Below are 24720 nucleotides of genomic sequence, written 5' to 3'. Positions count from 1 at the left end.
ATGTCCACGATGCCCTGGACGGATCCTCGCGACGAGATCGAAGTCGGCGTCCTCATGGCGAACGGACGGCTCGCGCCGCGGCGCTTCGCCGACCGCGCGGCAGCCGAAGCATGGGCACGCCCCGAGGAGGGTGACCGCGTCGTGGAGTACAACCTCATCTGCGAGTGCGACGCCTGAAGGGCGCCCCGCCCTGAACTGCCCGTCGAGGTTCGGTCGTTGAGCGAGGGAGCGCAGCGACCGAGACGAAACGGTGCGAGCCCACGGGGGACCCCACGCCGACGCCGTGCTCGGGCGTTTCGTCTCGCTCCGCTCGCTCAACGACCGGGGGCGGGCGCGCTCTGGTCGGGCGTTTCGTATCGCTCCGCGCGCTCAACGAGCAGCGACGGCGCGAGCCGGAGGCCTCAGCGCGCGCCGGCCTTTGCCGCGTTCCACGCGAGCCATGAGAGCTCGGGGTGGCCGATGTCGCTGTGGGCTCCCGAGGCTCCGTCGAGGCGGGCGATGACGGCGCTCGCATCGATGTTGTAGAGCGTCCCGGACTCGAAGCCCGGATCGGGGCGCGACCCGGACGTGAGGGGCGGGAGCTGGATCGATCCGGCGACGCCGTGCGCGCCGAACGAGCCGATGCCGCCGTACTTGGGCGCCTCGTCCTCGCCGAGGAGGTACTGGCCGGCGAGGCGGACGGCGAGCGGGTAGTACTTGCCGACGGCGTAGTCCCACTTCGAGCGCGTCACGACGATCGGGCCCGACACGAACTCCGGCCGCACGACGTCGGCGAGGTAGCCGCGGCCGCCGCCGAACTTGTCGGGCACGTGCTCCGCGAATGCCCACAGCGAGACGGCACCCTGCACGAGGAAGAGCGACGAGACGGGCCGGGATGGTGGCTTGGGGCTCCCGTTCGCACCCCGGACGGCGCTCGACACCACGATCGTGCCGAAGCTGTGTCCCATGAGGTGCACCCGCACGTCCGAGGCATCCGTGATCGCCCTGACGAGCTGCGCCGCCGCGCCTTCGCCGAACTCCCGCGCGCGGTTCTTGTCGCTCCAGAATGTGAGCTGCCGCAGCGGCGTCAGCACCGCTTCGCGCAGCCGGCTGAACCACCCGTCGCCGAGGAGCCCGTCGTCCGCTTGCGTGGTCAGCGAGTCGGCGAAGACAGCATCCGGATCCCATCCGCCGCCCAGGAGCCCGCCGTCGTCGCCCCCCGCGCCGAGGTGCTCGACGAGCCGGCGATAGGCGTCCGCCACCTCGGACGGGAGCTCGTCGGCATCCGAGGCCTCCTGATCGATGGGGACGGATGCCGCGTACGAGAGCACCTCTCGCAGTGCCGCGCGCGTCTCGGCGTCGTCCCCCAGCTGGGCCGCGAACTCGTCGACGGCCTCATCGACCGTGACGGAGTCCTCGCCGCTCGGCCCATCGCCCAGGAGTCCCGTCGAGCCTTCCTTGAGCTCGCGATTGCTCCACGCCTTGCTCGGCCAGTGCAGCCCGATGGCGACGGGGCGGATGCCGTCCGTGTCGCTGTCCGGATCGGCCGCGCCCACCCAGCGGTCGTACTGCGAGACGGCGTCGACGTAGTCGCCCTGCCAGCCGTGGCTCATCATGAACACGTCGGTCACACCGGGGGCCTTGACCGCCTCGAGCGCGGCATCGCTCGCAACGCCGCCGTCGGCGTCGCGTTGCTCGCGGCCCTTCTTGTCGTAGCTGATGAGGTGGTACGACTGCGACTTCCCGGGAATCCGCCGAAGTGACATGCGTGCTCCTGTCCGATCGTGCTCAGCCGGTCCGCGCCGTGAGCGCCGGGTCGACCCGTGTGTCGGTGTCGCAGTGGACGCCGTACAGCAGGCCGAGCGGGTTGCCGTGCGTGTCGAGGAAGTCGCGACGGATGCCGAGCACGGCGTCGCCGAGCCGCTCACCGCCGAAGAAGCGATCGAAGAACGCGATCGCCCACTCGCTCGCGAACCGGCCGGGGGTCTTGCACTCCGTGCCGATGACGCCGCGCGCGCCCTTCGCGAGGAAGTACGGCACGAATCCGTCGTAGAAGTCGGGGGAGAGGTCGCCCGATTCGCACGCGTTGATGACGACGAGCGGATGCGTGGGCAGCTGGTCTTGGATCGGTGCGTACACCTGGAGCTCGCCGAGCGAGATCCGCTCGTCTCCTGTCAGGACGAGGTAGGAGTCGTCGGAGTCCTTGTCGGACGCGACCGCGTGGCAGTAGAGGTAGAGCACCTTGTCGGTCGCGGTCGTGGCGAGGGCGCTCTTGACGAGGTCGTCCACCCGCGTGCCTTCCCCGAGTGCGACTCCGCGGCCCGACCAGTAGGTGCGCTGCGCGCTGATGGGCTTGGAGGGCATCTGCGCCTCGATGCCCTCGTTGAAGAGGACCCGGACGCTCAGATCCGGAGTCGAGGTGATCGTCGTGACCGGGGGCATTGCGGGGATCTCGCGCAGGGGCACCTGCTCCACGACGTGGCGCATGCCGATGAAGTTATTCCAGTCGAGCTTCTCCGGGTCGAATCTGTCGGTCAGGTACATGAGCGCCCACGGCACCGGGAAGCCCCTCGACACGACCTGGAGAGTCCCGACGTCGTCGGCCAGACTCTCGCGCAGCCACGTCCCGACCTTCTTGAGCTCGTCGGAGGCGAACGACCCGGCGAAGATCGACTGATAGAGGCGGAACCCCGCGAACGCGAGCTTCTTGAGCGCCGCGGCCCTCAGGTCGTCGGGGATGTCGAGCTCGAGGGCGAAGACGGGCTCCTTGACGATCGCCAAGAGCGCTTCGCGCACGTCTTCGATGCGATTGCCGATCTCGTTGTCGGTCATCTCGATGAAGACCTGCTCATCCGTGACGCCCTTGACGAACAGCTGGTAGCCGCCGGTCGCGGGCATGAACTGCATCGACGCCGTGCGCGGCTCCATGACCATCGCCGCCCCCGCGGGGCGGCCGAAGCTCGTCGACTCGACATGCGCATCTGCGCCGATGTCGTACGAGAGCTCGAGCCGCTGGAGGAAGTTGCCCTGGACGTCGACGAGCACGCTGAGCGTCGACGGGCCGTCGTGCAGCGGTGTGATGGGGAACAGAGCGCTGCCCTTCGAGGCTCCGTCACGGCCCACGCGCAGCTGCTGCGGGAACGGCGGAACCGTGAAGTCCGTGCTCACGAGCTGCACCGTCACGTCGACCGCGGTCTGACCCGCCGCGAAGGTGAACGTCGCCTGCGCTGTGCCGTCGGCCGTCGCCTTCTGCTCACCGAAGCTCACCGCGAGGATGTACTCGTTCTGGGGCTCGAGCACCTCGTCATCGCCCTGGACCTCGGCGTTGAGCCAGGTCTGCACCGTCGCGGCCGCCTCGCCGTTCGCCGAACCGCCCCCGCCGTTCGCCGAGACCGGACCCCCGCCGCCGTTCGCGGACGCGGGTGGCTCGGCGCCCGGACCCCCGCCGCCGTTCGCAGAGGCCGGCGGCTCTGCGGAGACCGCCCCGTCGTCCCGGTCCCTGGGCGGCAGCTCCGCGCCGCCGCTGCCGAAGCCCGTGCCGGTCCCGGAGGCCGCATCGCCGTCGCCGGGAGCCTTGGGCGGCTCCGCCATGGGCATCTCGGCCCCGGGCGCCTCCGCCATCGGCATCTCCTCGGGCTCCTCGCCGCGCGGGATGAGCACCGGCGGCCCGGGCGCCCACGGCTCGGACGGCCCTCCGCCGAGGAGCCCGTCATCCGGTCCGGCGGACTCCGCCATCGCCGGAGCGAGCGCGTCGGACACCTCGCGGACTGCGAGGTCGATCGCCTCGTCCTCGCCGGCGCCGAAGCCGAGCAATCCCGCCTCGACGTCCGCCCGGTATCGCGCGTCGAGCTGCGGATCGTCCTGCCAGACACCGATGACGGCGAGTGCGCGCTCCGTGAGGGTCGCGGCGTTCTGCCAGTCCGGCCGCACGATGACCGCGTCGTAGATCGCGACCACCGAGGGCGGGAAGAGCTCCACGACGTACTCGCGGCCGCGCGGCTGCGTGAAGCTGTTCGCGAGGATGACCGCCTCGATCGCGCGCTCTTCGCTGGAACCCATCGTCGCCCCGCACATGCGTCCCGGTCGGCGCCTCGGACCGGGCGCCCGGCGCTCACACTAGACCGCGCGCGGGTGGCGCGCCAGAGCCCGGCGCACCGGGACCGGTCCGCGCCCGCGCCAGGGGGCCGCCCCGGCTACTCGAGTTCGCGCATGGCCGAACGGACGACGACGATGTCCTCGCCGAACTCTGCGTCGGCAGCATCTTGGAGGGTCCCGTCGTCCCACACGACGTCGATCCACAGGTAGCCGTTCTCGATCGACGACGACAGGTACTGATCCCCGAGCCGGTCGGGCAGCTCCTCCTGGAGGGCGTTCAGCTCGGCCTCGTCGCCTGCGCCGGGCTCGCCGTTCGTCGGGTCGGGGAACGGCATGGGGTCGTACAGCGCGAGCATGATCGGGGGAGCCGTCACGGTGAATGCCTCGCCGTTGTACGTGCCCTGCACGGCATACGCGCCCCACGTCGTCTCTTCGGAGGTCTCGCTGCCCTCGACGCCGTCCCACGTCCAGTCCACGAGCGGGATGCCGGAGCACTGCGGCGGATACGACTCGGCCACCGGCCCGAGGCACAGCTCCGCCTCGCCTCCGATGTCCATCACGGTTCCCTGCGCGATGACCTCGCCCTCGGGCGGCTGGGGATACGCCGCGCCGAAGGCGGGCGCGCTGCCGCCCGAAGAGGTCGCGCAGCCGGCGAGAAGGATCAGGGATGCCGCGGCGGCGGTGGCCGCGACAGTGCGACGAAGAGGGTTCATACCTTCATCGTGTCCCGCGCGGCGCGATCGTCTCAGCATCCGGCGATCTCGCCCGTTTCGCCCCGCCGCCGCGCGGGGTGTACCCTGACTTCATGCGCTTCGGCCGGCTTCTCCTTCTTAGCCGCCGCGACGAGTCCTCGTTCTAGGGCCTTCCTCGTCGCGGAGCTTGTGGTTGGCCCGCATCACCTCAGACGAGAGAAGAAGCGACACCATCATGGAGAACACCCAGAAGACCTCCGGGATGCCGATCCACAAGTATCGGCCGTTCCACGAGCAGATCAGCGTAGACCTGCCTGACCGCACGTGGCCCAGCCGGCGGATCACCAAGGCGCCCCGCTGGTGCGCCGTCGACCTGCGCGACGGCAACCAGGCCCTCATCGACCCGATGAGCCCCGAGCGCAAGCGCATCATGTTCGACCTGCTCGTCGGCATGGGCTACAAGGAGATCGAGGTCGGGTTCCCGAGTGCGAGCCAGACCGACTTCGACTTCGTGCGCCAGCTCATCGAGGAAGACCTCATCCCCGAGGACGTCACGATCCAGGTGCTGACGCAGGCGCGCGAGCACCTCATCGAGCGCACGTACGAGTCGATCGCGGGCGCCAAGCAGGCCATCGTCCACCTGTACAACTCGACGAGCATCCTGCAGCGCGACGTCGTCTTCCGCACCGACAAGCAGGGCATCATCGACATCGCCCTCGAGGGTGCGCGCCTGTGCCGCGAGTTCGAGAAGCGGATCCCCGAGACGAAGGTCTTCTACGAGTACTCGCCCGAGAGCTACACGGGCACCGAGCTGGAGTTCGCGCTCGACGTATGCAACCAGGTGATCGAGATCTTCGAGCCGACGCCCGAGCGCAAGGTCATCATCAACCTGCCGGCGACGGTCGAGATGGCGACGCCCAATGTCTACGCCGACTCGATCGAGTGGATGAGCCGGCGACTCGCGCACCGCGAGAACGTCATCCTGTCGCTGCACCCGCACAACGACCGCGGCACGGCGATCGCTGCAGCCGAGCTCGGCTACATGGCCGGCGCGGACCGCATCGAGGGATGCCTGTTCGGCAACGGCGAGCGCACCGGAAACGTCGACCTCGTCGCGCTGGGCATCAACCTGCTGACGCAGGGCATCGACCCGCAGATCGACTTCAGCGACATCGACCAGGTCAAGCGCACGGCGGAGTACTGCAACCAGCTGCCCGTGCACGAGCGCAGCCCGTGGGCGGGCGACCTCGTCTTCACGGCGTTCAGCGGTTCGCACCAGGACGCCATCAAGAAGGGCTTCGAGGCGATGGAGGCCCGCGCCGCGGCGGAGGGCGTGTCGGTCGACGAGATCGAGTGGGCCGTCCCGTACCTGCCGATCGACCCGAAGGACCTGGGTCGCTCGTACGAGGCCGTCATCCGCGTCAACTCGCAGTCCGGCAAGGGCGGGGTCGCGTACCTGCTCAAGACCGACCACGCGCTGGATCTGCCGCGCAAGCTCCAGATCGAGTTCTCCGGCGTCGTGCAGGCCAAGACGGATGCCGAGGGCGGCGAGGTCACGAGCGAGCAGATCTGGGCGATCTTCCAGGACGAGTACCTGCCGACTGCCGTCGACGACGAGCGCTGGGGCCGCTTCGAGCTGCTCTCGACGCGCACGCAGAGCGACCTGTCCGGCGACGTGCTGCTGGAGGTCACGCTGCGCGACGGCGAGGACCGGGTCCAGGCATCCGGCCACGGCAACGGCCCCGTCGCGGCGTTCCTCGAAGTCGTCCGCGCGCACGGCTTCGACGTGACGCTCTACGACTACGTCGAGCACGCCCTGAGCGCCGGCGGCGACGCGCAGGCCGCGTCGTACGTCGAGCTGCAGGTCGACGGCGAGCGTCTGTGGGGCGTCGGCATCGACGGCGACATCTCGACGGCGAGCCTCAAGGCCATCGTGTCCGGGGTGAACCGCGCGATCCGCACGCGCCGGCGCACGGAGGCCCTCGCCGGGGTCTGACCCGTCTCCCGGTCCGCGAAACCACCCGTTCCGCGCGAAACCACCTGCACGAACGCATGGTTTCGGCGTGAAGGGGTGGTTTCGCAAGCCGACTCAGGACTCGCTGTCGCCGCCGCTGCGGACGATCGGCACCGCCGAGGTCTCCACCGCGACCTTCCGGCGGTACAGCATGCGCTGCTCGGGCAGAGACACGTCGAAGATCACGGCCAGAAGCCGGATCACGGCAGTCACGATGATCCCCGCGACAGCCGCCGCCACGAGCGGCGCCCCGAGCGCGTGCGCACCCGCCACCACGAGGCATCCCGCCGCGGCGGCGACAGCGTACAACGAGCCCACGTGCATGATCGCGACGGGCAGGCCCATGATCATGTCGCGGAGGATGCCGCCCCCCACGGCGGAGCACACTCCGATGAATGCCGCCGGCACGGGCGGCAGTCCCAGCGCGAGCGCCTTGCTCGTGCCGAACGCGCCGAACAGGCCGATCACGACGGCGTCGAGCCCGACGATGAGGCGGTTGAGCCGCTGGAAGAGGTTCGCCAGCAGCATCCCGATCAGAGCCGCGCCCGTCGCCGTGAGCAGGTACCAGTTGCTCTGCAGGGTCACGAGCGGGACGTCGAGCAGGAGGTCGCGGATGATGCCGCCGCCCATGCCCATGACGACGCCGATGATCGCGACGCCGAGCAGATCCAGTCGCCGCTGACCCTGGAAGCCGGACGCGAACAGCGCGCCCTGCACGCCGCCGAGCCCGACGGCGAGGAGGTCGGCCCAGAGCGGGATCACGAAGAGCGGCTCGTTCACACGTCCATTGTGGTGGCACGCCGGGATAATCGATGAGTGCCCACCTATCGCGACGAAGTCGTGATCCTGCGCACCCACAAGCTGGGTGAGGCCGACAGGATCGTGACGATGCTGAGCCGCCGTCACGGCAAGCTCCGCGCCGTCGCGAAGGGCGTGCGGCGCACGTCGTCGCGCTTCGGGTCGCGGCTCGAGCCGTTCATGGTGGCCGACGTCCAGCTCTATCAGGGCCGGTCGCTCGACATCGTTCAGCAGGCCGAGTCGCTCGGGTCCTACGGCGCCGACATCGCCGTCCACTACGACCGCTACACGTCCGCGAGCGCCATGGTCGAGGCCGCCGACCGGCTCAACGAGGCCGAGGCGACGCCGCAGCAGTATCTCCTGCTCGTCGGCGGGCTGCGCGCCCTCGCGCGCGGCGAGCACGCCGCGCGCAGCATCCTGGACTCCTACCTCCTGCGCGCGATGGCGCTGTCGGGCTGGGCGCCCGGCCTCGACGAGTGCGCCCGCTGCGGCAAGCCGGGGCCGCACGACACGTTCGTCGCGCAGCTGGGCGGCATCATCTGCCGCGACTGCGCGCCCGCGGGCTCTGCCCGCGTGTCGCCGGAGGCGGTCGCGCTGCTGCAGTGGCTCATGGCGGGGGAGTGGGATGCTGTGGACGCCGCGTCGCCGAGCGCCACGGCCGCCGCGTCGGGCCTCATCGCCGCGTACGCGCAGTGGCACCTCGAGCGCGGCATCCGCTCGCTCTCGCACGTCGAATCCTCGCCACGGGAGGCTGCTCGGTGACGCCGAAGCCCTACACGCACCGCGACGCGGTGCCGTACCGTCCCATCGACTGGACGGGCCTGTACCCGCCGGCGTTCCCGAAGGGGTCGGTGCCCGAGCACATCGCGATCGTCATGGACGGCAACGGGCGCTGGGCGAACCGGAAGGGCCTCACGCGGATCGAGGGTCACAAGGCGGGGGAGGCGGCGCTCCTCGACGTCGTCGCCGGCGCCATCCAGGCGGGCGTCAAGCACCTCTCGGTCTACGCCTTCTCGACCGAGAACTGGTCGCGATCGCCCGACGAGGTGCGCTTCCTCATGGGGTTCAACCGCGACGTCCTGCACCGGCGGCGGGACCAGCTCAACGAGTGGGGCGTGCGCGTGCGCTGGGCGGGGCGCAAGCCGCGCCTGTGGGGCTCGGTGATCAAGGAGCTGCAGTACGCCGAGCAGCTCACTGCCGGCAACGACGTCCTGACGCTCACGATGTGCGTCAATTACGGCGGCCGCGTCGAGCTCGTCGACGCCGTGCGGTCGATCGCCGACGACGTCGCGGCGGGGCGACTGCGGCCCAGCGCCGTGTCCGAGAAGCTCATCCAGCGGCGGCTGTACATCCCCGAGATGCCCGATGTCGACCTGTTCGTGCGGTCCAGCGGCGAGCAGCGGACCTCGAACTTCCTGCTGTGGGAGTCGGCGTACGCCGAGTTCGTCTTCCTCGACACGCTGTGGCCCGACTTCACGCGGGCCGACCTGTGGCGCGCGGTCGAGCTCTATCTGGATCGCGATCGGCGCTTCGGCGGCGCCGTCGACCAGCCCGACCCGCCTGCTCTCTAGCCCGACGTTCACCCCGCGGTCGTTGACAGTCCCGGAGGCCGACCGGTAGACCCATGGGAGTACCGTCGCCGAAACCCTCGCTGGGGCCCATCGGCGACCTCATGAGGGGGGCTCATCGATGCTGCATCACCGCGACAACATCCGGGACGAGATCCTCGACGAGGTCTTCTCGTCGACCGATCTGTCGATCTCCATGCCGAAGTACCGCATCCCGGAGAAGGAGCACCTCGCGCGGCACGCGTACCAGGTGGTCTCCGACGAGCTGCTGCTGGACGGCAACTCGCGGCAGAACCTCGCGACGTTCTGCCAGACGTGGCTCGAGCCCGAGGTCAAGGCGCTCATGGCCGAGACGCTCGACAAGAACATGGTCGACAAGGACGAGTACCCCCAGACGGCGGCGATCGAGGCGCGGTGCGTGCACATCCTCGCCGACCTGTGGAACTCGCCCGACGCCGAGAACACCCTCGGCACGTCCACGACGGGCTCGAGCGAGGCCGCGATGCTCGGCGGTATGGCGCTGCTGTGGAACTGGCGCGCGCGTCAGCGCACCGCCGGGAAGCCGACCGACAAGCCGAACCTCATCACGGGTCCCGTGCAGGTCTGCTGGCACAAGTTCGCGCGCTACTGGGATGTCGAGCTGCGAGAGATCCCCATGCAGGGCGACCGCTTCCTCATGACGCCCGAGGAGGTCATCGCGCGCGTCGACGAGAACACGATCGGCGTCGTGCCGACGCTCGGCGTCACCTTCACAGGCGGGTTCGAGCCCGTGCAGGCCGTGAGCGCCGCCCTCGACGCGCTGCAGGAGGAGAATGGGCTCGACATCCCGATCCATGTGGACGGCGCCAGCGGCGGCTTCCTCGCGCCGTTCACGGCGCCCCACATCACGTGGGACTTCCGCCTGCCTCGCGTCAAGTCCATCAACACGTCGGGGCACAAGTTCGGGCTGGCGCCCCTCGGTGTCGGCTGGATCGTGTGGCGGGATGCCGCGGACCTCCCCGAGGAGCTCATCTTCAACGTCAACTACCTCGGCGGCAACATGCCGACCTTCGCCCTCAACTTCTCACGCCCCGGCGGCCAGATCGTGGTCCAGTACTACAACTTCCTCCGGCTCGGGCGCGAGGGATACCGCAAGGTGCACCAGTCCTGCTACGACACCGCGATGTACCTCGCGGCCGAGATCGAGAAGCTCGGCCACTTCGACATCATCAACGCCGGCCGCCCCGACGAGGGCATCCCCGCCGTCTCGTGGAAGCTCAAGGACGGCGTGGACCATCCCTTCACGCTGTTCGACCTCGCCGACCGGCTGCGCACGAGAGGCTGGCAGGTGCCGGCGTACACGATGCCTCCCGAGCGCGAGGACCTGCCGATCCAGCGCATCCTCGTGCGCGCCGGATTCAGCCGCGACGAGGCCGCCCTTCTGATGGACGACTACCGCGACGCGATCGCGCACTTCGACAAGCACCCCATCACGGTGTCGATGACGGAGGAGGAGGCGGGGGCCTTCCATCACTGACATGGCGACGTCCCCTGCCTCCCGCACGCTGCGGCTCCGCCGCGAGGCGTGGGGCTTCATGGTGGGCTCCGCGTTCTTCGCGCTCGGGGCCGTCCCGTGGTACGCCTCCGCCGTCGGACCCGTGTGGGGGTCGCTGACGTTCTTCGTCGGCTCGATCTTCTTCACCTTCGCGGGGCTCATCCAGCTCTTGCTGAGCGGTCGCCGGCCGCCCCTGCGCGGAGCCTCGACCGCCGACGCGTTCGACTGGTGGGCCGCCGCGATCCAGTTCGTCGGGACGCTCCTGTTCAACGTGTCCACCTTCGCCGTGCTCCTTGCCGCCTATCGCGGCCTGGAGGATCCCGCGGCGGGGTGGACTCCGGATGCCTGGGGCTCGGCGGCCTTCCTCATCTCGAGCACGCTGGCCCTCTTCGCGGCGGGCCGGCGGCACGAGCTGTGGGATCCGGACGCCCGCACGTGGCGGGGAACCTGGCTCAACATGGCGGGATCGGTCGCCTTCGGCATCTCGGCGATCGGAGCCTACGTCGTACCCGCCACGGGCGATTTCGTCGACGTGAGGTGGATAAACCTCGGCACGTTCCTGGGCGCCGTCTGCTTCTTCGTCGCAGCGGCGCTCTCGCGCCGGGGAATATGACGCGGGGGGCATGGGTTTGCCTTGGTATGCCCGACACGACTTCTGCCGCGCCCGAGCCCATCCGCATCGACGTCTGGTCCGATATCGCCTGCCCGTGGTGCTACATCGGCAAGCGCAACCTCGAGAAGGGACTCGCCGACGCATCCGTCGATGACGACGCCCCTGTCGTCGAGGTGGTCTACCACTCGTTCGAGCTGTCGCCCGATACGCCGGTCGACTTCGAGGGCGGCGAGGCGGATTACCTCGCGCGGCACAAGGGCATCTCGTCGGCGCAGGCGCAGCAGATGCTCGACCGCGTGACGGGCGTCGCGGCCGAGGCCGGACTGGAGTACCGGTTCGACCTGCTCAAGCACACGAACACGGTGAAGGCCCACGAACTGCTGCACTTCGCGAAGGAGCAGGGCCTCCAGCTCGAGCTCGCCGAGCGCCTCATGTCGGCCTACTTCACCGAGGGCCGCCACCTCGGCCTCGAGGACGAGCTCGCGTCCCTCGCAGCCGATGCGGGATTGGATCGGGATGCTGCGCGCGAGGCGCTGCAGAGCGGCCGGTACCTCGCGGCCGTGCGCGCCGACCAGGCTCAGGCCTCCGCGTACGGGATCAACGGCGTGCCGTTCTTCGTCATCGACGGGAAGTACGGCGTCTCGGGCGCCCAGCCCGCCGAGGCGTTCGCGCAGATCGCCCGGCAGGTGTGGGCCGAGCACCGCGACGAGGACGAGGAAGCCGTCGCCTGAGCGACGGCTCCGCCGCCCGCCTCAGGCGGGCAGGTTCTCCTCGATGACCTCGATGATCGCGGGGTCGTCGGGCTTCACGTTCGGGCGGAAGCGGTGCAGGCCGCCCGCGGGCGTCAGCACGAACTTCTCGAAGTTCCAGATGATCGGGCCGCGCTTGCCCTCGGCATCCCGGGTCTTCTTCAGCGCCTTGTAGAGGGGCGCCGCCTTGCCGCCGTTGACCTTCACCTTGTCGACGATGGGGAACGTGACGCCCCACGTCATGACGCAGTAGTCGAGGATCTCGTCTATCGAGCCCGGCTCCTGGCCCGCGAACTGGTTGCACGGGAAGCCGACGACCGTGAAGCCGCGGTCGGCATAGGCCTTCTGCAGCTGCTCGAGCTGCTCGTACTGCGGCGTGAGCCCGCACCGCGATGCGACGTTGACGACGAGCAGGACCTTGTCGCCGAAGTCCGCGAGAGTCTGCGTGCCGCCGTCGGCGGTCTGGAACGGGATCTCACGGAGGGCGGTGTCGATGGCCTGTGTCATGCTTCCCAGGCTATGCCCCTCGCATCCGGGAGAGGCTCGGTTTCGTCTGGGAGAATGGACAGATGACGACCGCCCTGGCACCCGCGCGCGCACTGCGCATCGGGCCCATCGTGCTGGACGCACCCGTCGTGCTCGCGCCCATGGCCGGCATCACCAACACGGCGTTCCGGCGGCTGTGCCGCGAGTACGGCGCGGGCCTGTATGTGAGCGAGATGATCACGTCGCGCGCGCTCGTGGAGCGCAACGCCACGACGATGCGCCTCATCACGCACCACGAGTCCGAGACGCCGCGCTCCATCCAGCTGTACGGCGTCGATCCCAAGACAGTCGCCGAGGCCGTGCGGGTCCTCGTCGCCGAGGACCGCGCCGACCACATCGACCTGAACTTCGGATGCCCCGTCCCCAAGGTCACCCGCAAGGGCGGCGGCGCCGCGCTGCCGTGGAAGCGCGAGCTCTTCCGCGACATCGTCACCGGAGCCGTGAAGTCGGCGGGCGACGTCCCGCTGACGATCAAGATGCGCAAGGGCATCGACTCCGACCACCTCACGTACCTCGAGGCGGGCCGCATCGCGGAGGACGCGGGCGTCGCCGCCGTCGCGCTCCACGCGCGCACGGCGGCCGAGTTCTACTCCGGTCAGGCGGACTGGTCCGCGATCACGAAGCTCAAAGAGACCGTGACGAGCGTCCCCGTCCTCGGCAACGGCGACATCTGGTCGGCGGACGATGCTGTGCGCATGATGGCCGAGGCGGGCTGCGACGGCGTCGTCGTCGGGCGGGGATGCCTGGGCCGGCCGTGGCTCTTCGGCGACCTCGCCCGTGCACTCGGATCGCCCTCGGTCGCCGCCGCGCCCCCGGTCGACGCGACGCTCGGCTTCGTCGCACAGGCCTTCCGCCGTCACGCGGAGCTGCTCGTCGAGTTCTTCGACGACCAGGACCGCGGGTGCCGCGACATCCGCAAGCACGTCGCGTGGTACTTCAAGGGCTACCCCGTGGGCGGCGACACGCGGGCGCGCCTTGCAACCGCGTCGAGCCTCGCCGAGATCGACGAGCTCCTCGCGACGCTCGAGCTCGACGCGCCGTATCCAGGCGCCGCGGCCGAGGGCCAGCGCGGACGCGCGGGCACGCCCAAGCGCCCCGCGCTGCCGGACGGCTGGCTCGACTCCCGTGAGCTCGGTGCCGAGGCATCCTGCGCCCTGGCTGAAGCGGAACTCGACCACAGTGGCGGCTGAGGCCGCCGTCGGCGTCTCGCCCGGCCGCCCCACCGGCTACGTCGAGCACGACGCCGAGCGATTCCACAACGAGCAGCACCGCTCCCAGCGCGACGCCTTCGCGCGCGACCGCGCGCGTGTCCTGCACTCGGCCGCGCTGCGGCGCCTGGCCGCGAAGACGCAGGTGCTGAGCCCCGCGAGCCCCGCCGACTTCGCCCGCAACCGGCTCACGCACTCCCTCGAGGTCGCGCAGGTCGGCCGCGAGCTCGCGACCGAGCTGCGACTCTCGCCGGACGTCGTCGACACGGCGTGCCTCAGCCACGACCTCGGCCACCCGCCCTTCGGCCACAACGGCGAGCGGGCGATGAACGAGTGGGCGGCCGACATCGGCGGCTTCGAGGGGAACGCGCAGACCCTGCGGATCCTGTCCCGCCTCGAGCCGAAGGTCGTCGACGCGGACGGCTCGTCCTTCGGTCTCAACCTCACGCGCGCGAGCCTCGACGCCTCGTGCAAGTACCCGTGGACGGCCGCCCACCCCGTGCCCGACCCCGGCGGACGGCTCAAGTTCGGCGTGTACCCCGAGGACGAGGCCGTCTTCCGCTGGCTGCGCGAGGGCGCTCCGGGACGCGTCCGCTGCATCGAGGCCGAGGTCATGGACCTCTCCGACGACATCGCGTACTCCGTGCACGACTTCGAGGACGCCGTCGTCAACGGCTACATCGATCCGGCGCGCCTCGCAGACGTCCGCGAGCGCGAGGCCCTGCTCACCGCGATCCAGGCGTGGGTGGGCTACGACTTCCCGCGCGACGAGCTGGACGACGCCCTGTTCCGCCTCATGCGGATGCCGGAGTGGATCACGTCCTTCGACGGCACGCGGGCCGCGCACGCGCGCCTCAAGAACCTCACCTCCGACCTCATCGGGCGCTTCGCGCGCGCCGCGACGGCCGCGACCCGCGAGCACTACGACGCCCCGGCCCTGACCCGCTACCGTGGCCACGTGGTCGTGCCGCGCGTCATCGAAGCCGAGATGGCCGTGCTCAAGGGCACGATCGGCGCGTTCATCGTGTCGGTCGAGGGCCGCAAGGGCCTCTACAAGGAGCAGCGCCGCGTCCTCAAGCGACTCGCGACGGCGCTGTGGGAAGAGCCCCAGCACCTGGATCGCATCCACGCCGAGGACTTCGCGCGGGCCGAGACGGATGCCGCCCGCAAGCGCGTCGTCGTGGATCAGGTCGCGAGCCTGACCGACCGATTCGCGATCTCGTGGCACTCGCGCCTCGTGGGCACGGTCGACCTCCACGGCATCGGCATCTGGGTTCCCGGCAACCGGATCGTCGCCTCCGACGCCTACGCGCTGCCCGAGCCGCTCGAGGGACTCTGATGCCGGGGCGCATCCTCCAGGCCGACGTCGACGAGGTGAAGTCCCGCACCAACATCGCCGACATCATCGGCGAGCGGGTCGCGCTCAAGTCCGCCGGCGTCGGTGCGCTCAAGGGCCTGTGCCCCTTCCATGACGAGCGCAGCCCGAGCTTCAACGTGCGGCCGCAGGCGGGCTTCTACCACTGCTTCGGCTGCGGCGAGTCCGGCGACGTCTACTCGTTCCTGCGCAACCTCGACCACCTCTCGTTCACGGAGGCCGTCGAGCGCCTCGCGGCGCGCATCGGGTACACGCTGCACTATGAGGACGGCGCCGCCGCCCCCGAGACGTCCGGCCGGACGCGCCTGTATGCGGCCAATGCGGCGGCGGCCGAGTACTTCCGCGGCCAGCTGGCCTCGGGCGAGGCCGACATCGCCCGCCGCTTCCTCGGCGAGCGCGGGTTCGATGCGGGTGCCGCGGCCCACTTCGGCGTCGGCTACGCGCCCAAGGGGTGGTCGAACATGCTCGACGCCCTCACCAAGCAGGGGTTCTCCGCCGACGAGCTGACCTCGGCGGGACTCGTGTCGCAGGGCCAGCGGGGCGTGTACGACAGGTTCCGCGGACGAGTGGTGTGGCCGATCCGCGACGTCACGGGCCAGGTGCTCGGCTTCGGGGCGCGGCGCCTGTTCGAGGACGACAACGGCCCGAAGTACCTCAACACCCCCGAGACGACCCTCTACAAGAAGGCCCAAGTGCTCTACGGCCTGGACCTCGCCAAGCGCGAGATCGCGCGCGGCCACCGCGTCGTCGTCGTGGAGGGCTACACAGACGTCATGGCGTGCCATCTGGCCGGCGTGACGACGGCGATCGCGACGTGCGGCACCGCCTTCGGCGCCGACCACATCACCGTGCTGCGCCGTGTCATGGGCGACGACTCGGCCGGCGGCGAGGTCGTCTTCACGTTCGACCCGGATGCCGCCGGGCAGAAGGCGGCCCTCCGCGCCTTCGCGGACGCCAAGCGCTTCAACGCCCAGACCTACGTCGCTGTGGGGCCCGAGGGGCTCGATCCCTGCGACCTGCGCCTCGCCCGGGGTGACGGCGCCGTCCGCGCCCTCATCGACACGAAGGCGCCCATGGTCGAGTTCGTCCTCGACCAGCGCATCCAGGGCTTCGACCTCGCGACCGTCGAGGGACGCGTGGGGGCACTCCGCGCGGCCGCGCCCGTCGTCGCCGAGCTGCGCGACCCGCTGCTGCAGCCCGAGTACGTCCGCGTCCTCGCACGCCGCCTCGGCATGGACACCGAGGACGTGCGCCGCGAGGTCGAACGCGCCGCGCGCGGCGAGCGTCCCTCCGGCCGCACAGCCGACCCGGCTCCTCCGCAGGGGACGGATGCCGCTCCCGCCGTCCGCGTGACGCTCGCGTCGCTGCCGCGCACGGCCGATGTCGCGCTCGAGCGCGATTCACTGATGGGGGTGCTGCAGTTCGGCCACCGCATCGAGCCCGGCCTGCGCGCGCGGGCGATGAGCCTTCCGTTCGTCCACCCCGCGCTCGAGGCCGTGCGCGTCAGCGTCGCGGCCGCCCCCGACTTCGACCGCCTCGGGTGGGCGGCGGAGGCCGTGGGAACCGTCCGCGAGCCGTTCCGGTCGCTCGCGGCGGAGCTCCTCACGTCGGACTTCCCGGCGCAGACCGACGATGTCGCGGTGGCCTCGGCATCCGCGCTCTGCCGTCGCCTCATCCTCCGCACGCTCGACCGCGACAAGGCCGAACTCCTCGGTGCGATCCAGCGCGTGCCGGCCGATTCGGAGGAGGGGCGCGGCATCCGCCTGCGTCTGCGCGAGCTCGACCTGCAGCGGCAGACGATCGCCGACGCCTGACACGGGGCCGCGGTGCTGGCGGCGGGCCGCGTCACGCGGCAGGATGTGGTCATGCCCCGACGCCGACCCGCCGACGTCGCCATCCGCGCGACCGACCTGTCGATCCTTCGTGCGTCGCGCGGCGGTGACGTGCGGGTCGTCGACGGCGTCTCGTTCACACTCCCGCACGGCGCGGTCCTCGCCGTCATGGGTCCGACCGGCGCCGGTAAGTCGAGCCTCGCGACCGTGCTCGCGGGATCGGAGGAGACGGGCCTGGCCGTCGTGGGCGGCGAGGCCTGGGTCGAGGGCATCTCCGTCCGCCATCCGGGTCGGGCGCGCCGCGAGCTGACGTACTTCACCGGCTTCCTCGCGCAGCGCGCCGGCGCCGACCTGCCCGCGCGCATGACGGTGGGCGAGGTGATCGGCGCGCCCATCACGAGCCGCGATCGCCGCGTCAACCAGCGCGCCCTCGCCGTGCGGATCGCGGCGCTCCTGGACGAGCTCATGCTGCCGCTCGGGGCGGCGCCGAAGTACCCGTACGAGCTGAGCGCCGGCATGCGCCAGCGCGTCGCGCTGGCCCGCGCCCTCGTCCTCGAGCCCCGCGTGCTCGTGGCGGACGACCCGTTCGCGAATCTCGACGTCGAGGTGCGCCGCGCCGCGCGCGATGCGATCCTCCGTCGCCGAGCCCGCGGGATGTCGACGCTCATCGTGACCAACGAGGCGGAGGTCGCGCGTGAGCTCGACGCGGACGTGCTGATCCTGCGGGCCGGTCACACCGTCGCGTACGGGCGGGGGACCGACCATCTGCTCTGGACGCCGAGCGCACAGGCCGATCCGCGGCTCATCGCGTCATGAGCACCCCTTGAGCTTTGCTAAGATGGTCTAGTTGCCCACGCGCAGGCGCAGGGTGATCCTCCATAGCTCAATTGGCAGAGCAATCGGCTGTTAACCGATAGGTTCTTGGTTCGAGTCCAAGTGGGGGAGCGAAGGCCTCGAGGCTCCACCCTCGGGGCTTTCTTCATTTCCGGGCGGACCCTCAACCGCTTGCTGGTGCGATCCCGCCGATCCCGCCGATCCCGCCCCTTCGCGCCGACTCCACCCTTCGCGCCGAACCCACCTCTTCGCGCCGAACCCACCCGCTGTCGCGCACCGGATCTGGTGGGTTCGCGAAGAAACGGTGGGTTCGCGAAGAAGGGGTGGGTTCGCCGACGGGGGTCGGGTGCGACGAAATCCGGGCTCAGGCGTCGATGTCGTCGACGCCGGGCATCCAGGAGGTGCCGGGGCGACCCCAGCCGCGCTTGCGCGCGATCTTCTGCGTCGTCTTCCAGTCGCTGTCGCTCAGCCGGTCGATGTAGAGGATGCCGTCCAGGTGGTCGAATTCGTGCTGCATGATGCGCGCGCGCCATCCATCGACCTGGATGCGCACGGGCTCGCCCTCGAGGTCGATGCCCGTCACGAGGACCTCCTCGGACCTCCGGAGCGGGAACCGCTCGCCGGGGAAGGACAGGCACCCCTCCGACTCGTCGTCCGGATCGGGATCGCCGGGCTCGAGCGGGCGCATCCAGAGCTCGGGATTGAGGATGACGCCGCGCCACGGCTCACCGTCGTCGTCCTGATACGCGTAGGTGTAGATCCGCAGCGGGACGCCGACCTGCGGCGCCGCGAGACCCACGCCGGGAGCGGTGTCCATCGTCTCGAACATGTCCGCCACGAGCGTGCGGACCTCGTCGGTGATCTCGTCGACGCGCCCCGCAGGGGCATGCAGAACCGGGTCACCCATGATGCGAATCGGCAGAACGGCCACGCCTTGAGCCTATCGAGGCATCCATGCAGTTAGTGTCGGAGGGTGGTCTGGCCGCTGGTGTCGATGGATGAGGTGACCGACGAGCTCATCGGCTTCTTCCGCGACCCCGCGATCCTCATCGGCATCCCGCTCGCACTCCTGGGCGCCGTGTTCATGTCCTTCGGCGCGCAGTACCAGCACCGCGGTGTGACCAAGGTCGAGCGGCTGAGCGGCTCCTCCGGCAAGGCGGGGCTCAACGGCCGCCAGCTCGTGAGTCTCCTCAAGCGCCCGTCGTGGGTCGCCGGCACCGTCATGCTGGGCCTCGCGATCGTCTGCCAGCTGACGGCGCTCGCGTTCGCGCCGCTCATCATCGTGCAGCCGATCGGAGCGATCTCGCTCGTGTTCACGACGCTGCTCAATGCGCGCGTGTCGGGGCACAAGCCGACCCGGCAGTCGATCATGGCGATCATCGCGTGCGTCGGCGGCATCTTCCTCTTCGTGACGATCGCCGCCTTCTACGCGACCGAGAATCCCATCACGGAGCGCGAGACGATCGTGATCCTCGCGCTCCTCGGCGTCGTCCTCCTGGCCCTCGCGGGACTCTGGCTCTGGCTGCGCCAGCGCGGCCAGGCGCTCTTCTACATCGTCGCCTCCGGCATGATCTACGGCTTCGTCGCGACCCTCGCGAAGGTCGTGATCGAGCGCATCAAGGCAAACGACTTCGACTGGCTCACGATCCTGACCCTCGTCGCGCTGCTTGCCGCCGTCATCATCGGCGCGTACTTCGTGCAGACGGCCTACGCCGTGGGTCCGCCCGACCTCGTGATCGCCGGGCTCACGGTCATCGACCCGATCGTCGCGGTGCTCATCGGTCTCACGATCCTGCAGGAGGCCGCCAACGCGCCGCCGTGGGCGTTCGTCGGCTTCGCCGTCGCAGGGGCGATCGCCGTCACGGGCGTCATCACGCTCGCCCGGTACCACCCGCAGATCGTCTCGGACAGCCAGGAGCTGCCGATCCAGCGGGGGAGCACTCCTCCCGCCGAGCCCGACGAGACCGCCTGAGCCTCGGGCTCGCCCGGCCGCTCAGGACTCGCGCGGCACCTCGATGACGAGGCGGCCTTCCTCGATCCTGCCGCCGTCTCCGGGTGAGGGCGCGGGCGCGGGGAGCTCGACTTGAGCCTCCCAGTCCTTGTGCGCATCCTCCGCCGAGGGGCGCCACACGGCGTCCATGCCCGAGCCGAGTCCCCCCGACGGCGCGCGTCCCTCCTCCTGGCGTCGCCGCTGGTCGCGCTTGAGGACCGGCGCGAGCGCGACGAGGATCGCCGTCGCTGCGAGAGCGGCGGCGAGCAGCATCCAGGCCAGTGGGTCCATGTAGGGCGGGTGGGACTTGGCCCTACCGCCCCTCCACGCACCGCTTCGCGGCGCGTGGAGCCTCTGCGGCAGGGGCCCGCCCACGGGTGCGCTCACGCGACACCCGCCCCCATGGATGGAAGAGCCGGCAAGCCGGCTCGTCCATCCATGTAGGGCGGGTGGGACTTGAACCCACGATCGTCGGGTTATGAGCCCGCTGCCTTGACCAGCTTGGCCACCGCCCCGTGCGCCCCGCAGGGCGCTTATCGAGGATACAGCCCACGCGAATGACATCCTTGTGATTAGCTCGGCCCCTGGGCGATAATGGGGCCCAGCACAACACAGACGCCGCGGCATCCGCGTTCAGGTTCGTTGGGGAAGACGCACCTGAAGGAAACGGAGAGACCATGGCGGCATCACAGGCGCGCGGAGTGATCTTCATCCACTCCGCGCCACGGGCGTTGTGCCCCCACCTCGAGTGGGCGGTCGGGCGTGCCCTCGGGCGCGCGGTCAGCTTCGACTGGGCCGAGCAGCCCATTCTCGCCGGCAGTCGCCGCGCCGAGTTCTACTGGGAGGGACCCACCGGGACCGGTGCGGCCCTCGCGACGGCGATGCGCGGGTGGGAGCACCTGCGCTTCGAGGTGAGCGAGGATCCGACGCCGCGCAGCGACGGCGGGCGCTGGATGCACACGCCGGGTCTCGGCATCCACTACGCGCAGACCGATACGGCCGGCAACGTCGTCATCGGCGAGGACCGGGTGCGCTACGCCCTCGAGGTCTCGGCAGGAGACCTCGCCGAGCTGCAGCGCGAGCTCGAGGTCGCGCTCGGCGCGGCGTGGGACGAGGAGCTCGAGCCGTTCCGGCACGCGAGCGACGACGCGCCCGTCGTGTGGCTGCACAAGGTCGGATAGGTCAGGACTCCGCACCCGCACGAACGGGACGGACAGGCGGCGCAGGCGCGACTAACGGCGGTCGGAGGCCGAGAATCCCGGAAGCCGAGAAAGCGAATCGCCGCCTGACACGGAAGATGCCCCCGCGGCCCTCGGAAGAGGGCTCGGGGGCATCTCGCGTGTCTCAGACGGAGCGGAACGCGACGACCGCGTTGTGGCCGCCGAACCCGAACGAGTTGCTGATGGCCAGCTGCGGGCCGGAGCTCAGCGGGAGGGCCGAGCCCGAGATGCTCAGCGGGATCTCGGGGTCCTGCGTCGTCAGGTTGATCGTAGGCGGCGCCTGACGCTCCTGGATCGCGAGGATCGTGAAGATCGCCTCGAGCGCTCCCGTGCCGCCGAGGAGGTGGCCCGTCGAAGCCTTCGTCGCGGAGACGGGTATCTCGTGCAGGCGGTCGCCGAAGACGCTGAGGAGCGCCTTGTACTCGGCGATGTCGCCCGTGGGGGTCGACGTGGCGTGCGCGTTGATGTGCGTCACCTCGTCCGGCGTCGCACCGGCCTCCTTGAGCGCGAGGCGCACGGCGCGGGATGCGCCGAGGCCCTCGGGCTCGGGAGCGGTGATGTGGTACGAGTCGGCCGTCACGCCACCGCCGACGACCTCGGCGTAGATCTTGGCGCCGCGGGCGCGCGCGTGTTCCTCGGTCTCGAGGACGAGCGCGGCCCCGCCTTCGCCCATGACGAAGCCGTCGCGGTCGATGCTGTACGGGCGCGACGCGGTCTCGGGGGAGTCGTTGCGCTTCGAGAGCGCCTGCATCGCGGCGAAGGCCGCGATCGTGAGGCCGTGGATGACGGCCTCGGAGCCGCCCGCGATCACGACGTCGGCGCGGCCGAGGCGGAGCGAGTCGAAGGCGTTGATGAGGGATTCTGTGCTCGAGGCGCAGGCCGACGCGACGGTGCGCGCGTAGGCGCGGCCGTTGAGGTGCATCGAGACGGCGGCCGCGGGAGCGTTGGGCATGAGCATGGGCACGCTCATCGGCATGACGCGACGAGGGCCCTTCTCCTTGAGGGTGTCCCACCCGGAGAGGGTCGTCTGGAGACCGCCGATGCCCGTCGCGAAGTCGACGCCGAGGCGCTCGGGGTCGACATCCGGGGCGCCGGCATCCGCCCACGCCTCCTTGGCGGCCACGAGCGCGAACTGCGCCGACGGGTCGAGGCGGTTGGCGACGGGGCGCTCCAGGACGGTGTCCGGGCGCACGGCCGCCTCGGCGGCGAACGTGACCGGCAGGCCGTACTGCTCGACCCACTCGTGCTCGAGAGTGCGGGCGCCGGAGGCACCGTTCAGCAGGGCCGACCAGGTCTCCGGCGCCGTGCCGCCGATGGGCGTGGAGGCTCCGATGCCTGTGACGACGATGCGGGGTGTGCTCATGTTGGGTCCTCGTGCTCAAGAGCCGGTGGGGGCGCGGGGCGCCCCCACCGGAAGGGCTGGCTCAGGCCTGGTTCGACGTGATGTACGTGACGGCGTCGCCGACCGTCTTGAGGTTCTTCACCTCGTCGTCGGGGATCGTGACCCCGAACTTCTCCTCGGCGTTGACGACGATCGTCATCATCGAGATGGAGTCGATGTCGAGGTCGTCCGTGAACGACTTCTCGAGCGCGACCTCGTCGGCCGAGATGCCGGTCTCGTCGGTGATGAGCTCGGCGAGCCCTGCGAGGACCTCGTCGGTGCTGAATGCCATGGTTTCTCCTGTTTCTTCGGGGATCGCGGGCCGGATCGGACCGCTGTTCAGTTTAGGGTCGGGTGCGAACGGCCTACGGGAGCACGACGACCTGCGCCGCGAACACGAGGCCCGCGCCGAAGCCGATCTGCAGGGCGAGACCGCCGCTGAGCTCGGGGTGCTCCTCGAGCAGGCGGTGCGTCGCGAGCGGGATCGAGGCCGCCGACGTGTTGCCGGTCGTCTCGATGTCGCGGCCGATGAGCACCGTCTCGGGGAGACCGAGCTGCTTGGCGAACTCGTCGATGATGCGCATATTCGCCTGGTGCGGCACGAAGGCGGCCAGATCGGATGCCTCGACCCCGGCGGCCTCGAGCGCCTGGCGGGCGACCTTGACCATCTCCCACACGGCCCAGCGGAAGACCGTGGGGCCTTCCTGACGGAGCGTCGGCCACGGCGCCGTGCCGTCGCGGAACTCGGTGAGCGTGGCGCTCATGCCGACGGCCTCGGCCTTCGATCCGTCCGAGCCCCACACGGTCGGGCCGATGCCCACCGTCTCGCTCGGGCCGACCACGACCGCGCCCGCTCCGTCGCCGAGGAGGAACGAGATGCTCCGGTCGGTAGGGTCGACGATGTCGCTGAGCTTCTCGGCGCCGACGACGACGACGTGCTTGGCGATGCCGCCACGGATGAGGGCATCCGCCTGAGCGACGCCGTAGGCGAAGCCCGCGCATGCGGCGTTGAGGTCGTAGGCGGCAGCCGGGTTGGCGCCGACGCGGTCGGCGACGATGGCCGACACCGACGGCGACTGCTTGGGGTTGCTGATCGTCGCGACGATGACCGCGTCGATGTCGCTCGGCGCGACCCCGGAGCGCTCGATCGCCTCGCGCGCAGCATCCGTCGCGAGATCGATCGCGTCGGTCTCGGGAACAGCGCGGGCGCGCGTCACGATGCCCGTGCGCTGGCGGATCCACTCGTCGCTCGAGTCGATCGGGCCGATGAGGTCCTCGTTGGGGACCGCGACCTCGCCGCGCGCGGCGCCGTACGAGTAGATGCGGGTGTGCGCGACGCCCGAGGGCTGTGCGAGCTGACGGCTCATGCGGACGCTCCGTTCAGAAGCCCCGCAGCGGCTTCGAGGTCATCGGGGGTCTTGACGGCGACGGCGGGGACGCCGCGCAGGGCGCGCTTGGCGAGCCCGACAAGCGTGCCCGCAGGGCTCAGCTCGACGATGCCCGAGACGCCGCCTTCGGCGAACGACGCCATGCAGAGGTCCCAGCGCACGGGGGAGGCGACCTGGTTCACGAGGAGGTCGCGGAAGGCCGCTCCCAAGGCCGTCTCGGACCCGTCCCGGTTGGTCCAGACGCGCACTGTCGGGTCGCTCGCCTCGACGTCCGCGGCGGCTGCGCGCAGCGCCTCGACGGCGGGTGCCATGTAGCGGGTGTGGAAGGCGCCGGCGACCTGGAGCGGGATGACGCGCGTGCCCGCAGGGGGCTCGGCGGCCAGCGCCTTCAGGGCGTCGATCGCGCCGGCGGCGACGAGCTGCCCGCCGCCGTTGTAGTTGGCGGGTGTGAGGTCGAGCTCCTCGAGCCGCGAGACGACGGATGCCTCGTCCCCGCCGATGACGGCGCTCATGCCGGTCTCTGCCGCTGCCGCGGCATCCGCCATGGCACGGCCTCGCAGGCCCACGAGGCGCAGAGCGTCCTCTTCGGTCAGGATGCCGGCTGCCGCTGCGGCGGCGAACTCGCCGACGGAGTGACCTGCGACGCCGTCGACGGACTCACGGCCGTCCAGGGCGTTCCAGGACAGCAGGCTCGCCGCGACGATGAGCGGCTGCGCGACCTTCGTGTCGCGGATGCGATCGGCATCCCATTCGGTGCCGGCCGCGACGAGGTCCACGCCCGCCCATTCCGAGTACGCCGCGAGTCGGTCGGCGGCGCCGTCCCGCTCGAGCCAGGGTGTGAGGAACCCGGGGGACTGAGAGCCCTGCCCGGGGAAGACCGCGATGATCACCTATCCATCCTTCC

At 70.5% G+C, this 24720-nt stretch carries 24 protein-coding genes and 2 tRNA genes; 14 read left to right on the top strand and 12 right to left on the bottom strand.

Going from position 1 to position 24720, the window contains the following annotated elements:
• Entirely contained in the window at window positions 1–177 is a 177-nt protein-coding gene (locus ABZ477_RS02385; protein ID WP_360127255.1) for a hypothetical protein, read from the top strand.
• 224 nt (window positions 178–401) lie between these two features.
• Here ABZ477_RS02385 and ABZ477_RS02380 read toward each other — a convergent pair whose 3' ends face one another.
• From ABZ477_RS02380 to ABZ477_RS02370, 3 genes are all read right to left on the bottom strand, one after another.
• Window positions 402–1745: a hypothetical protein gene (locus tag ABZ477_RS02380; RefSeq protein WP_360127252.1), complete on the bottom strand. Its 1344-nt coding sequence runs from the start codon at window positions 1743–1745 to the stop codon at window positions 402–404.
• A 22-nt stretch (window positions 1746–1767) separates the two neighbouring features.
• Complete coding sequence (locus ABZ477_RS02375) at window positions 1768–4038, bottom strand: CHAT domain-containing protein (RefSeq protein ID WP_360127249.1); 2271 nt, start codon at window positions 4036–4038, stop codon at window positions 1768–1770.
• A 134-nt stretch (window positions 4039–4172) separates the two neighbouring features.
• Window positions 4173–4787: a hypothetical protein gene (locus ABZ477_RS02370; RefSeq protein WP_360127246.1), complete on the bottom strand. Its 615-nt coding sequence runs from the start codon at window positions 4785–4787 to the stop codon at window positions 4173–4175.
• A gap of 214 nt (window positions 4788–5001) precedes the next feature.
• Between ABZ477_RS02370 and leuA the strand changes: the two genes are divergently transcribed.
• Complete coding sequence (leuA, locus tag ABZ477_RS02365; protein ID WP_360127243.1) at window positions 5002–6762, top strand: 2-isopropylmalate synthase; 1761 nt, start codon at window positions 5002–5004, stop codon at window positions 6760–6762.
• Between the two features lie 93 nt (window positions 6763–6855).
• Here the strand turns inward: leuA and ABZ477_RS02360 are convergent, their stop codons facing one another.
• Window positions 6856–7560 carry a TRIC cation channel family protein gene (locus ABZ477_RS02360; protein ID WP_360127240.1) on the bottom strand — a complete coding sequence of 235 codons (705 nt, stop codon included), beginning with the start codon at window positions 7558–7560 and terminating at the stop codon, window positions 6856–6858.
• 36 nt (window positions 7561–7596) lie between these two features.
• On the opposite strand from ABZ477_RS02360, the gene recO reads away from it, so the two are divergent.
• The 5 genes from recO (at window position 7597) to ABZ477_RS02335 (ending at window position 12024) form a co-directional block, all read left to right on the top strand.
• Complete coding sequence (recO, locus tag ABZ477_RS02355; RefSeq protein WP_360127237.1) at window positions 7597–8340, top strand: DNA repair protein RecO; 744 nt, start codon at window positions 7597–7599, stop codon at window positions 8338–8340.
• Complete coding sequence (locus ABZ477_RS02350; protein WP_360127234.1) at window positions 8337–9149, top strand: isoprenyl transferase; 813 nt, start codon at window positions 8337–8339, stop codon at window positions 9147–9149. Before recO ends, ABZ477_RS02350 begins: the two co-directional genes overlap by 4 nt.
• Before the next feature lie 118 nt (window positions 9150–9267).
• A complete protein-coding gene (locus ABZ477_RS02345; RefSeq protein ID WP_360127233.1) occupies window positions 9268–10662 on the top strand; it encodes a glutamate decarboxylase in 1395 nt (464 codons plus the stop codon).
• Between the two features lies 1 nt (window position 10663).
• Window positions 10664–11293 carry a hypothetical protein gene (locus ABZ477_RS02340; RefSeq protein ID WP_360127231.1) on the top strand — a complete coding sequence of 210 codons (630 nt, stop codon included), beginning with the start codon at window positions 10664–10666 and terminating at the stop codon, window positions 11291–11293.
• A gap of 26 nt (window positions 11294–11319) precedes the next feature.
• Window positions 11320–12024, top strand: coding sequence for a DsbA family oxidoreductase (locus ABZ477_RS02335; RefSeq protein ID WP_360127228.1), 705 nt, complete (start codon window positions 11320–11322; stop codon window positions 12022–12024).
• 21 nt (window positions 12025–12045) lie between these two features.
• On the opposite strand, the gene ABZ477_RS02330 is transcribed toward ABZ477_RS02335, so the two are convergent.
• Window positions 12046–12549: a glutathione peroxidase gene (locus ABZ477_RS02330; RefSeq protein WP_360127225.1), complete on the bottom strand. Its 504-nt coding sequence runs from the start codon at window positions 12547–12549 to the stop codon at window positions 12046–12048.
• A 62-nt stretch (window positions 12550–12611) separates the two neighbouring features.
• On the opposite strand from ABZ477_RS02330, the gene dusB reads away from it, so the two are divergent.
• The 5 genes from dusB to ABZ477_RS02305 all read left to right on the top strand — a co-directional run bounded on the left by dusB (window position 12612) and on the right by ABZ477_RS02305 (window position 17948).
• Complete coding sequence (gene dusB / locus ABZ477_RS02325) at window positions 12612–13778, top strand: tRNA dihydrouridine synthase DusB (protein ID WP_360127222.1); 1167 nt, start codon at window positions 12612–12614, stop codon at window positions 13776–13778.
• Window positions 13768–15135, top strand: a complete 1368-nt coding sequence (locus ABZ477_RS02320; RefSeq protein WP_360127219.1) for a deoxyguanosinetriphosphate triphosphohydrolase — start codon at window positions 13768–13770, stop codon at window positions 15133–15135. Before dusB ends, ABZ477_RS02320 begins: the two co-directional genes overlap by 11 nt.
• Window positions 15135–16985, top strand: coding sequence for a DNA primase (gene dnaG, locus ABZ477_RS02315; RefSeq protein WP_360127216.1), 1851 nt, complete (start codon window positions 15135–15137; stop codon window positions 16983–16985). Before ABZ477_RS02320 ends, dnaG begins: the two co-directional genes overlap by 1 nt.
• Before the next feature lie 51 nt (window positions 16986–17036).
• Entirely contained in the window at window positions 17037–17819 is a 783-nt protein-coding gene (locus ABZ477_RS02310; RefSeq protein ID WP_360127213.1) for an ATP-binding cassette domain-containing protein, read from the top strand.
• A gap of 56 nt (window positions 17820–17875) precedes the next feature.
• Window positions 17876–17948, top strand: a tRNA-Asn gene (locus ABZ477_RS02305).
• Window positions 17949–18201: 253 nt separating this feature from the next.
• Here the strand turns inward: ABZ477_RS02305 and def are convergent.
• Window positions 18202–18768 carry a peptide deformylase gene (def, locus tag ABZ477_RS02300; RefSeq protein ID WP_360127210.1) on the bottom strand — a complete coding sequence of 189 codons (567 nt, stop codon included), beginning with the start codon at window positions 18766–18768 and terminating at the stop codon, window positions 18202–18204.
• A gap of 63 nt (window positions 18769–18831) precedes the next feature.
• Here def and ABZ477_RS02295 point away from each other — a divergent pair, with 63 nt between their 5' ends.
• On the top strand, window positions 18832–19809 hold the full coding sequence (locus ABZ477_RS02295; RefSeq protein ID WP_360127898.1) for a DMT family transporter: 978 nt from the start codon (window positions 18832–18834) through the stop codon (window positions 19807–19809).
• A gap of 21 nt (window positions 19810–19830) precedes the next feature.
• Here the strand turns inward: ABZ477_RS02295 and ABZ477_RS02290 are convergent, their stop codons facing one another.
• Both ABZ477_RS02290 and ABZ477_RS02285 read right to left on the bottom strand, forming a co-directional pair.
• Window positions 19831–20118: a hypothetical protein gene (locus ABZ477_RS02290; protein ID WP_360127207.1), complete on the bottom strand. Its 288-nt coding sequence runs from the start codon at window positions 20116–20118 to the stop codon at window positions 19831–19833.
• A gap of 150 nt (window positions 20119–20268) precedes the next feature.
• Window positions 20269–20342, bottom strand: a tRNA-Ile gene (locus ABZ477_RS02285).
• 162 nt (window positions 20343–20504) lie between these two features.
• Here ABZ477_RS02285 and ABZ477_RS02280 point away from each other — a divergent pair.
• Complete coding sequence (locus ABZ477_RS02280; protein ID WP_360127204.1) at window positions 20505–21008, top strand: DUF3145 domain-containing protein; 504 nt, start codon at window positions 20505–20507, stop codon at window positions 21006–21008.
• A 163-nt stretch (window positions 21009–21171) separates the two neighbouring features.
• Here the strand turns inward: ABZ477_RS02280 and ABZ477_RS02275 are convergent, their stop codons facing one another.
• The 4 genes from ABZ477_RS02275 to ABZ477_RS02260 form a co-directional block, all read right to left on the bottom strand.
• The gene (locus tag ABZ477_RS02275) at window positions 21172–22410 is read right to left on the bottom strand and encodes a beta-ketoacyl-[acyl-carrier-protein] synthase family protein (protein WP_360127201.1); all 1239 of its coding nucleotides are present in this window, start codon (window positions 22408–22410) and stop codon (window positions 21172–21174) included.
• Between the two features lie 61 nt (window positions 22411–22471).
• Window positions 22472–22720, bottom strand: coding sequence for an acyl carrier protein (locus ABZ477_RS02270; protein WP_360127198.1), 249 nt, complete (start codon window positions 22718–22720; stop codon window positions 22472–22474).
• Between the two features lie 73 nt (window positions 22721–22793).
• Window positions 22794–23795: a beta-ketoacyl-ACP synthase III gene (locus ABZ477_RS02265; RefSeq protein WP_360127195.1), complete on the bottom strand. Its 1002-nt coding sequence runs from the start codon at window positions 23793–23795 to the stop codon at window positions 22794–22796.
• Window positions 23792–24706, bottom strand: coding sequence for an ACP S-malonyltransferase (locus ABZ477_RS02260; RefSeq protein ID WP_360127192.1), 915 nt, complete (start codon window positions 24704–24706; stop codon window positions 23792–23794). Before ABZ477_RS02260 ends, ABZ477_RS02265 begins: the two co-directional genes overlap by 4 nt.
• Window positions 24707–24720: the final 14 nt, after the last annotated feature.

This window comes from Microbacterium sp. NPDC019599 (assembly GCF_040632175.1).
In the GTDB taxonomy this organism is placed as follows: Bacteria; Actinomycetota; Actinomycetes; order Actinomycetales; family Microbacteriaceae; genus Microbacterium.
Note: the sequence above shows the minus strand (reverse complement) of the source record. Positions and strands in the feature narration are given on the sequence as shown.

Coding starts and splice junctions, on each gene's coding strand:
- ABZ477_RS02290 (WP_360127207.1), bottom strand. CDS start 20,118: ATGGACCCACTGGCCTGGATGCTGCTCGCCGCCGCTCTCGCAGCGACG.
- dusB (WP_360127222.1), top strand. CDS start 12,612: ATGACGACCGCCCTGGCACCCGCGCGCGCACTGCGCATCGGGCCCATC.
- ABZ477_RS02385 (WP_360127255.1), top strand. CDS start 1: ATGTCCACGATGCCCTGGACGGATCCTCGCGACGAGATCGAAGTCGGC.
- ABZ477_RS02375 (WP_360127249.1), bottom strand. CDS start 4,038: ATGGGTTCCAGCGAAGAGCGCGCGATCGAGGCGGTCATCCTCGCGAAC.
- ABZ477_RS02380 (WP_360127252.1), bottom strand. CDS start 1,745: ATGTCACTTCGGCGGATTCCCGGGAAGTCGCAGTCGTACCACCTCATC.
- ABZ477_RS02310 (WP_360127213.1), top strand. CDS start 17,037: ATGCCCCGACGCCGACCCGCCGACGTCGCCATCCGCGCGACCGACCTG.
- ABZ477_RS02275 (WP_360127201.1), bottom strand. CDS start 22,410: ATGAGCACACCCCGCATCGTCGTCACAGGCATCGGAGCCTCCACGCCC.
- ABZ477_RS02335 (WP_360127228.1), top strand. CDS start 11,320: ATGCCCGACACGACTTCTGCCGCGCCCGAGCCCATCCGCATCGACGTC.
- ABZ477_RS02270 (WP_360127198.1), bottom strand. CDS start 22,720: ATGGCATTCAGCACCGACGAGGTCCTCGCAGGGCTCGCCGAGCTCATC.
- ABZ477_RS02265 (WP_360127195.1), bottom strand. CDS start 23,795: ATGAGCCGTCAGCTCGCACAGCCCTCGGGCGTCGCGCACACCCGCATC.
- ABZ477_RS02280 (WP_360127204.1), top strand. CDS start 20,505: ATGGCGGCATCACAGGCGCGCGGAGTGATCTTCATCCACTCCGCGCCA.
- leuA (WP_360127243.1), top strand. CDS start 5,002: ATGGAGAACACCCAGAAGACCTCCGGGATGCCGATCCACAAGTATCGG.
- dnaG (WP_360127216.1), top strand. CDS start 15,135: ATGCCGGGGCGCATCCTCCAGGCCGACGTCGACGAGGTGAAGTCCCGC.
- ABZ477_RS02330 (WP_360127225.1), bottom strand. CDS start 12,549: ATGACACAGGCCATCGACACCGCCCTCCGTGAGATCCCGTTCCAGACC.
- ABZ477_RS02370 (WP_360127246.1), bottom strand. CDS start 4,787: ATGAACCCTCTTCGTCGCACTGTCGCGGCCACCGCCGCCGCGGCATCC.
- ABZ477_RS02345 (WP_360127233.1), top strand. CDS start 9,268: ATGCTGCATCACCGCGACAACATCCGGGACGAGATCCTCGACGAGGTC.
- ABZ477_RS02295 (WP_360127898.1), top strand. CDS start 18,832: ATGGATGAGGTGACCGACGAGCTCATCGGCTTCTTCCGCGACCCCGCG.
- ABZ477_RS02340 (WP_360127231.1), top strand. CDS start 10,664: ATGGCGACGTCCCCTGCCTCCCGCACGCTGCGGCTCCGCCGCGAGGCG.